This is a genomic window from Streptomyces sp. SID486 (assembly GCF_009865385.1).
Taxonomy (GTDB): domain Bacteria; phylum Actinomycetota; class Actinomycetes; order Streptomycetales; family Streptomycetaceae; genus Streptomyces.
Map to the genome: position 1 here is coordinate 84,446 of NZ_WWJT01000317.1, position 9,810 is coordinate 94,255.

9 protein-coding genes are annotated in these 9,810 nt (G+C 73.8%); all 9 read left to right on the forward strand.

Annotated features, from left to right (window positions below; genetic code table 11):
* The first annotated feature begins 3 nt into the window (after positions 1-3).
* Positions 4-1,677, forward strand: coding sequence for an AMP-binding protein (locus GT045_RS14940; RefSeq protein ID WP_161334453.1), 1,674 nt, complete (start codon positions 4-6; stop codon positions 1,675-1,677).
* Positions 1,674-1,931, forward strand: a complete 258-nt coding sequence (locus GT045_RS14945) for an acyl carrier protein (protein ID WP_161291699.1) — start codon at positions 1,674-1,676, stop codon at positions 1,929-1,931. The genes GT045_RS14940 and GT045_RS14945 overlap by 4 nt, the downstream gene beginning before the upstream one ends.
* Entirely contained in the window at positions 1,928-2,947 is a 1,020-nt protein-coding gene (locus GT045_RS14950) for a transglutaminase (RefSeq protein WP_161334454.1), read from the forward strand. Before GT045_RS14945 ends, GT045_RS14950 begins: the two co-directional genes overlap by 4 nt.
* Positions 2,944-3,195 (forward strand): acyl carrier protein, encoded by a 252-nt coding sequence (locus GT045_RS14955; RefSeq protein WP_161291695.1) that lies wholly within the window; start codon positions 2,944-2,946, stop codon positions 3,193-3,195. The genes GT045_RS14950 and GT045_RS14955 overlap by 4 nt, the downstream gene beginning before the upstream one ends.
* A gap of 1 nt (position 3,196) precedes the next feature.
* Positions 3,197-4,714: an AMP-binding protein gene (locus tag GT045_RS14960; RefSeq protein WP_161334455.1), complete on the forward strand. Its 1,518-nt coding sequence runs from the start codon at positions 3,197-3,199 to the stop codon at positions 4,712-4,714.
* Entirely contained in the window at positions 4,711-5,895 is a 1,185-nt protein-coding gene (locus GT045_RS14965; protein WP_161334456.1) for a diiron oxygenase, read from the forward strand. Before GT045_RS14960 ends, GT045_RS14965 begins: the two co-directional genes overlap by 4 nt.
* A gap of 107 nt (positions 5,896-6,002) precedes the next feature.
* Complete coding sequence (locus tag GT045_RS14970; protein ID WP_161291688.1) at positions 6,003-6,530, forward strand: PaaI family thioesterase; 528 nt, start codon at positions 6,003-6,005, stop codon at positions 6,528-6,530.
* Positions 6,523-7,665 (forward strand): acyl-CoA dehydrogenase family protein, encoded by a 1,143-nt coding sequence (locus tag GT045_RS14975; RefSeq protein ID WP_161334457.1) that lies wholly within the window; start codon positions 6,523-6,525, stop codon positions 7,663-7,665. Before GT045_RS14970 ends, GT045_RS14975 begins: the two co-directional genes overlap by 8 nt.
* A 145-nt stretch (positions 7,666-7,810) precedes the next feature.
* Positions 7,811-9,810, forward strand: a 2,000-nt coding sequence (locus GT045_RS14980) for an FAD/NAD(P)-binding protein (protein ID WP_161334458.1), incomplete at its 3' end; no start/stop codon positions are given.

Sequence of the window (9,810 nt, forward strand, 5' to 3'; positions counted from 1 at the left end):
CCCATGACGCACCTCTGGTACGAACTCGCCCGCGGCCTGCGCGACGAGACCCTGCTGCACACGCCGTCGCGCTCGGCCGAACCCGTCTCCGGCACCGCCCTGTTCGACCGCGCCGAGCGCACCGCCGGTGCCGTCCTGACCGCCTGCGAGGGCCGCGCCCCGCGCCGGGTCGGTCTGCTCATGGCCAACGGCGAGCCGTGGGTGCGCGGGCTGCTCACCGCGCTCCGCCTCGACGCGGCGGCCGTCCCGCTCGCGCTGCCGGTGGCCTTCGGCGGCGCCGACGCCTACGCCGCGCACGTCCGGCGCATCGCCGACGACGCCTCGCTGGACGCGATGCTGGTCGACGGCAGCCTCGGCGCACGCATCGTCTCGCGGGTCGCCGAGGCCGTCCCCGGCCTGCCGTTCGTCGACATCGCCGAGCCGCCCACCGCGCGGGCGCAGCTGCCCGAGCCGGCCGGCGGCGGTGCGGCGCCCGCCGTCATCCAGTACACCTCCGGCAGCACCTCGGTACCCAAGGGTGTCGTCGTCAGCCACGACAACGTCTCGGCCGGGCTCGACGCCATCGACGCCGGCACCCGCTGGACGCCGCAGGACCGGCTCGGCGAGTGGCTGCCGCTCTTCCACGACATGGGCCTGTTCACGCTGCTCGCCGGACTGCGCATGGGCTCGGCCATCACGCTGTGGCAGCCCGGTGACTTCGTGCGCCGCCCGCTGCAGTGGCTCGCCGAGTTCGCCGCGTCCCGCTCCACCATCCAGCCGGCCCCGAACTTCTTCTACGACTACCTCGTCGCCGCGGCGGCCAAGGGCGTCCCCGACGGCCTGGACCTGTCGGCCTGGCGCTACGGGGGCAACGGCTCCGAGCCGGTGCGCCTCGCCAGCCTGGAGGCGTTCCAGCAGACCTTCGCCCCCTACGGGCTGCGCCCCCAGGTCGTCCAGCCCAACTACGGTCTGGCCGAGGCCACGCTGATCGTCAGCACCGGCGTGCCGGAGTCCGCGTACCGCAGCCTCGACGTGGAGCGGTCCAGCCTGTCCATCGGTGAGCGGGTCAGGGAGACCGACCAGCCGGGCCCGGCCACCAGGACGGTGGTGTCCTGCGGCGCGCCCGTCGAGGGCGTGCGGGTGCGCATCGGCGACGCCGAGGGCACCGCGCTGGAGGAGGGCGTCGTCGGCGAGGTGCAGATCGGCGGCAAGCCGGTGACCGCCGGCTATCTGGGGCTGCCCGCCGCCGAGCAGCCGTTCACCCCGGACGGGCTGCTGCGCACCGGCGACATCGGCTTCCTGCGCGACGGCGAGCTGTACGTCATGGGCCGGCTGAAGGCGATGGCCGTCGTGCGGGGCCAGAACTACTACGCCGAGGACGTCGAGGAGATCGTCAAGGCCACCCCGGGAGTCGACCGCCGGCACTGCGCCGCCTTCGCCTGGGACGACGACGGCGAGGAGCGGATGGTCGTGATCTGGGAGACGAAACTCGCCGGCGACACCGCCCGTGCCGTCGGCGAGGCCATCCGCACCCGCCTGGCCGAACACCTCGGCCTGGCCGCGGTCGAGACCCTCGCGGTCTCCCCGCAGTCCCTGCCGTTCACCAGTTCCGGAAAGGTCAAGCGCTCCGGCGCGGCCGACCTGTACCGGCAGCACAAGACCGCACAGACCACCGCACCGGAAGGACAGCACTCGTGAGCCTCAACGCGACCCTGGACATCGTCGTACGGGCCCTGGCCGGGCAGGCGGGCGTCGCCGAAGGGTCCATCGACCCCGGCAAGCCGATCTCGGCCGTGCCGGGCATCGAGTCCGTCAAGGCGCTGCGCGCCATCACCGAGATCGAGGACGAGTGCGACGTCGTCATCCCCGACGACTTCCTCTTCGAGTCCGCGACCGTCCGCGAGCTCGCCGACTTCGTGGCCGGGCTGGCGCGGGAAGGCAGCGCCATATGAGCGTGGAGACCGCTGCACCGCACGCGCTGCTCGGCGCGCTCGACCGGTTCCGGGTCGCGCCGGCGGACGTCGCCCGCTACGACACCGACACCGCCACCGCGGCCCGCGCCCTGCGCGCCGCGCCGGAACAGGTCGCCAGGCTCGCGGCCGAGGGGCTGCCGCACGTGGTCGACTCCGCGCGCGGGCCGCTGTTCGACTACGACGATCTGATGAACATCGGCATGTTCTGCGGGACCGGCCAGACGGTGCCCGAGCTGGGCCTGCGCTTCCTGATGCGGTTCGCCGCCTCGCCGCGGGCCAGCTGGTTCGCGCCGCGGGACTGGGAGATCGGCGTGCACCCGTCCCGCACCGCCGGCGGCGAGGGTGCGGAGGCCCCCGCCGCGGACGCGGACCTGCCGGCGCTGACCGTACGGGTTCCCGACCTGTCCGCACCGGGCGTGCGGCTGCTGGACGGCGGGCCGTTCGACGAGCCGCTGCGCGCCGACGGCTACCAGGCGGCCATCCGGCTGACCGGCGCCGAGCACACGGTGCGCGACCCGCGCATCCACGAGGTCTGGGCCGAGGTCGTGGACGGCCTCGCCTCCCACCGTGTCGTCTACCAGACGGTGCCCGAGCCGCTGCGTGCCGATCACCACCGGGCCTGGGGGCTGGGCATGGCCGACTGCGTGGTGGCCTCGCGGCTGCTCGCCGACCGGCTGCGCGCGGCGGGTATGGAGGCCACCGCCCGGCGCGGCTATCTGCTCGGGCTGTTCGGCAGCGACCACGCGTGGTGCGACGTCGTCGAGGACGGCGTGCACAAGTCGCTCGACCCGGTGTTCGCGTTCGTCTCGACCGTCGGGGACGCGCGCGGCGTCGCCCAGTCGCCCGAGTTCGCCGCCGCCTGCTTCGGCAGCCGCTTCAACCGGCTGCTGCCGTGCCGTACGGACAGCGCCGAACCGCTCGTGTACTTCGACGGCGAACCCGCGCCCTACTGGGCGATGGTCGGCGTCGGCGCCCGCCCGAGGAGGACCGTATGACCGCCGCCGTGAGGACGACCCTGGACACCGTGCGCACCCTGATCAAGGGCAGCCTCGAACACCCCGCCCTGCTGGACCGGCTGGGCGACGAGGAGGACTTCGCGCGGGCGGGCATCGGCTCGGGCGAACTGATCCGGATCGCGCTGAGCCTGGAGGACGAGCTGGGCCGGCCGCTGCAGGACGAGGAACTGCTCGGGCTCACCTCGGTGCGCGCCGTCGCCTCCCTGATCGGGGCGGAGGCGAACTGACATGTGGCTCAACCATGTGGTGCGCCGCGGCCTCGACCGGGATCCCGACGCGCTCGCCCTGCGCGACGGCCGGCGCGACGTCAGCTGGCGCACCCTGCACCGCGACGTGCGGGCCCTGGCGTGCCGGCTGCGTCACGACACGCTGCCCGGCAGCCGGGTGCTGGTGCTCAGCGGCAACCGGGTCGAGGTGCTGGAGACGTATCTCGCCTGCGCCGCCGCGGGTCTGGTCGCGGTGCCGGTCAACCCGGCGCTGACCGACCCGGAGATCGGCGCGATCATGGAGTCCGTCGAGCCGTCCGCGGCGGTCGCCGAGGAGGCGTACGCGGCGCGGCTGGCCGACCTCTATCCCGGGCTGCCCGTCACCGACATCGCCGGTCTGCCCGGGCTCCCCGACGAGGAGGCGGAGTTCGCCGGTGAGCCGGGCAGCGGCATGGCCGACCCGGTGCTCGTCCTGCACACCTCGGCGACCACCGGCCGGGCCAAGGGCGTGGTGGTCGACCAGCGTTCGCTGCAGATCAACGCGCTGTCCTGGCTCGCCGACGTCCGCCCGGAACCCGGCACCGTGTTCCTGAACGCGGGGCCGCTGTTCCACGGCAGCGTCGTGATCGCCCTGGACCACCTGGCGGCCGGCGGCACGGTCTGCGTCCTGGACCGGTTCACCCCGCAGGGCTGCCTGGCCGCCCTGGAGCGCTGGGAGGTGGAGCACGCCTTCCTCGTGCCGTCCATGGTGCGGCTGCTGCTGCAGACCAAGGGCCTGGCCGGGACCGACCTGTCCCGGCTGCGGCTGCTGCTGCACGGGGCCGCCCCGATGCCCGCGGAACTGGCCCGCGAGGCAGCGGAACGGCTCGGGGTCGAGCTGCAGACCATCTTCGGGATCACCGAGGGCGGCGGCCCCGTCCTCACGTCGCGTCCCGGCACCCCGGCCGGCGAACCGCCGGTGCCCGGAGCCGTGTGCGTGGGCGTGCCGATGCTGGGCGCCGGGCTGCGCGTCACCGACGGTGAGGGGCGGGAGGTGCCCAGGGGCGTCGTCGGCGAGATCCAGGTGAGCGGCGACGGCCTGATGCAGACCTACTGGAAGAACCCGGAGGCCACCGCCGACGTGCTGCGCGACGGCTGGCTCAACACGCACGACCTGGGCTGCGTCGACGACGCGGGCCGGGTGTGGGTCGTGGACCGCCGCAACGACCTGATCCTGCGCGGCGGGCAGAACGTGTACCCGGCCGAGATCGAGCACGTGCTGCGGCAGTCCCCGAACGTCGCCGACGTGGTCGTCGTGCCGCTGCCGTCGGACCTGTGGGGCCAGACCCCCGTGGCGTTCGTCCAGCCGGTGACGGCCGACCGGTTCGACCCGGCGGAGCTGCTGGAGCTGTGTGTCGACGGGCTCGCCGCCTACAAACGCCCCACCCATTTCCTGCCCCTGGAGCGCATCCCGCGCAATCCGGCGGGCAAGGCCCTGCGCGCCGACCTGCGCGAGACCGCCCGCACGACGCTCACCGCCGACAGGGAGCAGACCGTATGACCACCGCCGATTACACCCGTCCCGAGGTACTGACGGACCTCGCCGGACAGTGGGCCGTCCCGGTCCACGGCAACGCCGTGATCCAGTGGGACTACGACCAGCGCAACGACAAGCTCGTACGGCTGTACAAGCAGGGCAAGCAGCGTCAGTGGGACATGGACGAGCGGCTGGACTGGGACCACGAGGTGGACCCGGACGACCCGCTGGGCCTGCCCGACGAGTTCATCTCGATCGCCGGCTCCAAGCTGTGGGACCGGCTGCCCGAGAGCGAGCGGCGCGTCGTGCGCCGGCACAGCAGCGGCTGGCTGTACTCGCAGTTCCTGCACTCCGAGCAGGCCGCGCTGATCGCGGTCGGCAAGATCCTGCTCACCGTCGAGGACCTGGACTCCAAGCTGTACGCGGCCACCCAGCTGATGGACGAGGCCCGGCACGTGGAGGGCTTCAACCGCTTCCTGCACACCAAGATCGGCCTGCGCTACGGGCTGTCGCCGTCGATCTCCGCGATGTTCGAGCACGCGATGCGCGAACCGCGCTGGGACTTCGGCGTGCTGGCGGCCCACATCCTGGTCGAGAACATGGGCCTGGCCACCTTCGGGGTGCACCGCGAGCGGCTGAAGGACCCGCTGGCCCGGGCGTTCAGCGCGTACGTCGCCCGGGACGAGGCCCGGCACGTCGCCTTCGGCCGGCTGCTGCTGCGCGCCTACTACCCGCAGCTGTCCGAGGCGGAGCTGCGGGAGCGCGAGGACTTCGTCGTCGAGGGCTGCTGGGCGCTGCGCGACCGGTACGTGGACGACGAGATCTGGAACACGCTCGGGTACGGCGAGGAGGCCATCAAGGCGTCCCGGCGCTCGCCCGCCAAGCGGGAGTTCCGGCGCCTGGTGTTCATGCGGATCGTGCCCGGCCTGAAGGAGATCGGGATGTTCGGGCCGCGCGTGCAGGAGGCGCTGGCCAAGATGGGCGTCCTCGGCTTCCAGGAGGTCGACGAGGAGGCGCTGCGCGCGCTGGACGACAAGGCCGCCGTCGACGCCCTCACCCAGCACGAGATGGAGCTGCGCCGCCGCGACATCCAGCAGGTGGTCGACCTGGGCAGCGCCCGTCCGCTGGACGATGCCGGTCCGCTGGACGATGCCGGTCCGCTGGGCAGCGCAGGTCCGCTGGACGGCGCCGTCCCCGCCCCGTGAGCCGGGCCGCCGCCGCCCCGGAGCAATCCCCCGTCTCCGGACCGGCGGCGGCCCACCCCGCCCGGCCCCTGTTCACCGTCCATCGCCGAAATGCCGGAGATGTCAGCATGCTCGAAACCACACCGCCGCCCACTCGTCCCTCCCGGTTGCGCGGGCTCGCGCCGGCCGGCGCGGACACCCGGGGCCGCCGGGTGCTCGCCGGACTGGCCGACGGCACGGTGGCCGACCCGCCGGCGGCCCACACCCTCGCCCTGCCACCCGCGACCTCCTGGCTGCCGGGCCTGATCACCTGTGAGACCGCGTTCGCGGAGCAGCTCACCCTCACCCCCGGGGTGGTCTTCGGCGGCTGGATCGCCTGCCTGGTCGACCACTTCGCCGGGCTGGTCATGCTGTCCGCGCTGCCGGACGGCTCCGGTTTCCTCACCGCCGGTCTGTCCGTCGACTACCACGCCCCGCTGGTACCCGGACCGGTCAGCATCGAGACGGAGCTGACCAGTTGCTCCACCCGGCGCGCCGTCGCCGAGGTCCGCTTCGTGCAGCACGGCGTCCGCGCCTGCACCGGCACCGTCGAGCAGATCATCCACCGCACGGCGCCCGCCGCGGCCGGCGCGGGACGGGGTGAGCGGGATGCGTGAGAGCGAACTCACCCAGGAGCACCGCGACTTCCAGGCGATGGTGCGGGACTTCGTGGAGCGGGAGATCGTGCCGCACCACGACGGCTGGGAGCGGGCCGGCCTGGTGGACCGCGAGGTGTGGCGGCACGCCGGGAAGCTCGGCCTGCTCGGCATCGACGTCCCGGAGGAGTACGGCGGCGCCGGCGTCCGCGACTTCCGCTACCAGGCCATCATCAGCGAGGAGGTCATGCGCGTCGGCGCGACCGGCATCGGCTTCGCGCTGCACAACGACGTCGTCGCGCCCTACCTGCTCGATCTCGCCACCGACGAGCAGAAGCGGCGCTGGCTGCCGGGCTTCTGCTCGGGTGAGCTGATCACCGCGATCGCGATGACCGAGCCGGAGGCCGGCAGCGATCTGCAGGCCATCCGCACCACCGCCCGGCCCGAGGGCGACACGTACGTCCTCAACGGGGCCAAGACGTTCATCACCAACGGCATCCTCGCGGACCTGGTGATCGTGGTGGCCCGCACCCAGCCCGGCCGGGGCAGCCGCGGGCTGAGCCTGCTGGTGGTGGAGCGCGACATGCCCGGCTTCACCCGGGGCCGCAAGCTGGAGAAGATCGGCATGGCGGCGCAGGACACCGCCGAGCTGTTCTTCGACGACGTCCGGGTCCCGGCCGCCAACGTCCTCGGCCGGCCCGGCCGGGCCTTCCTGCACCTGGCGGCCAACCTGCCGCAGGAGCGGCTGGGCATCGCCGCGTACGCGGTGGCCGCAGCGGAGACCGCGTTCGCGCAGACCCTCGAGTACTGCAGGAGCCGGGTCGCCTTCGGGCAGCCGATCGGCGCCTTCCAGCACGTGCGCTTCGAACTGGCCGAGATGGCCACCGAGCTGGACGTCGCCCGCACCTACGTCGACCGGGCGATCGCCGAGCACAACGCGGGCCGGCTCGACGCGGTGGCCGCCGCGAAGGCCAAGTGGTGGGCCACCGACGTGCAGCGCCGGGTGCTCGACCGCTGCGTCCAACTGCACGGCGGCTACGGCTACATGCGGGAGACCCCGGTGGCCAAGGCGTTCGTCGACAACCGGGTGCACCCCATCTACGGCGGCACGAACGAGATCATGAAAGAGATCATCGGCCGCGATCTCGGCGTGTGACCGCGAGCGGCGCGCCCCTGTCGCGCCCCGGCACACCCGCGCCCCGGCACCCCGCGGCCCGGCACACCCGCGCCCCGGCACGCCCGCGGTCCCGGCTCCCCGAGGAGCCGTGCGGGCCCCACTTCCCAGCGAAACGGATACGCCTGTGAGCGAAAGGCAGCTCGAAGTCTGCGTCATCGGTGCCGGCCCCCGGGGTCTGTCGGTCCTGGAGCGGCTGTGCGCCGACGCCCGTGAACACACGCCGGACACGAAGGTCGTGGTGCACGTCGTCGACCCGTGCCCGCCCGGCGCCGGCCGGGTGTGGCGCACCGACCAGTCGCACCACCTGCTGATGAACACCGTCGCCTCGCAGGTCACCCTGTTCACCGACGCGAGCGTGGAGATGGAGGGCGTCCTCGCGCCCGGCCCGAGCCTGTACGAGTGGGCGCGGGGCGTCGCGCTGCTGGGCGAACCCGCGGCCGACGGCGGCAGACCGGACGACCAGGTGCTGGCCGAGGCACGCGACCTGACACCGGACTCCTATCCGACGCGCGCGTTCTACGGCCACTACCTGCGGTGGGTGTTCGGGCGGGTCGTCCGTACGGCCCCGGAGCACGTCAGCGTCACCGTCCACCCGCTGCGCGCGGTGCGGCTGCAGGACCGGCCGGACGGCCGCCAGTGCGTCACGCTGGCCAACGGCACCCGCATCGACGGCCTGGACGCGGTGGTCATGGCCCAGGGCCATCTGCCGGTGCGGCCGAGCGGCACCGAGCAGCGGCTGGCCTCCTTCGCCCGCCGGCACGCCCTGGCCTACGTGCCGCCCGCCAACCCGGCCGACCTGGACCTGTCGCGGCCGGCACCGGGCGAGAAGGTCGCGCTGCGCGGCCTCGGCCTGACCTTCTTCGACCACATGGCACTGCTCACCGTGGGCCGCGGCGGCACGTTCGCACGCGACGGCGACGGGCTGCTGGTCTACCGCCCCTCGGGCCGTGAACCCGTGCTGTACGCGGGTTCGCGCCGGGGGGTGCCGTACCACTCCCGGGGCCGTAACCAGAAGGGCGCGCACGGCCGCCACGAGCCGTTGCTGCTCACCCCGGCGAAGGTCGCCGAACTGCGGGAGCGCGCCGGCCGGGGCGGGCTCGACTTCGAGCGCGACCTGTGGCCGCTGGTCGCCAAGGAGGTCGAGACCGTCTACTACACGACGCTGCTGGCCTATCGTCAGGGCGCCCGGGCGGCGGAGCGGTTCCGCGCCGCGACCCTCGCGACCGGCAGGCAGTCCGCCGAGGAGGCGGCCGTGCTGGCGGCGTTCGGCTTCGAGGAGGCCGACCGCTGGGACTGGCAGCACATCGCCCGGCCGTACGGCGAACGGGTCTTCTCGCATCCCGCGCAGTGGCGGTCGTGGCTGCTGGACACGCTGCGCCTGGACCTGGCCGAGTCCGAACTCGGCAATGTCGACGGCCCCGTGAAGGCCGCGCTCGACGTGCTGCGGGACCTGCGCAACGAGGTCCGGCTCGTCGTCGACCACGGCGGGCTGACCGGCCGTTCGTACCGTGAGCACCTGGACCGCTGGTACACACCGCTCAACGCGTTCCTGTCCATCGGGCCGCCGCCGAGCCGCATCGAGGAGATGGCGGCGCTGATGGAGGCGGGCGTGCTGCACGTCCTCGGCCCCGGCATGCGGGTACGGGAGGACGAGTCGGCCGGGGTGTTCGTGGTCGACTCGGCCGCGGTGCCCGGCTCCCGCACCGAGGTGACCGCGCTGGTGGAGGCACGGCTGCCCGAGCCGGACCTGCGCCGGACCACGGACCCGCTGCTGAGCCACCTGGCCGCCACCGGCCAGTGCCGCCCCTTCACCCTGCCCGACCCCGTGCACGGTGCCTACGAGACCGGCGGCCTGGCCGTCACCCCGCGCCCCTACCACCTGGTGGCGGCCGACGGCCGCCCCCATCCGCGCCGGTTCGCCTACGGCGTGCCGACCGAGTCGGTCCACTGGGTGACGGCGGCCGGGGTCCGGCCCGGGGTGAACTCGGTGACGCTGGGCGACTCGGACGCGATCGCGCTGGCGGTCCTGGGCCTGGCCGCACCGGCACCGGTCGCCCCGGGCGTCGGGAGGCGGGAGCCCGCCTCCGTGGCACCGGGTGCGACCGCCCCCCGGCCGGCGGTGCC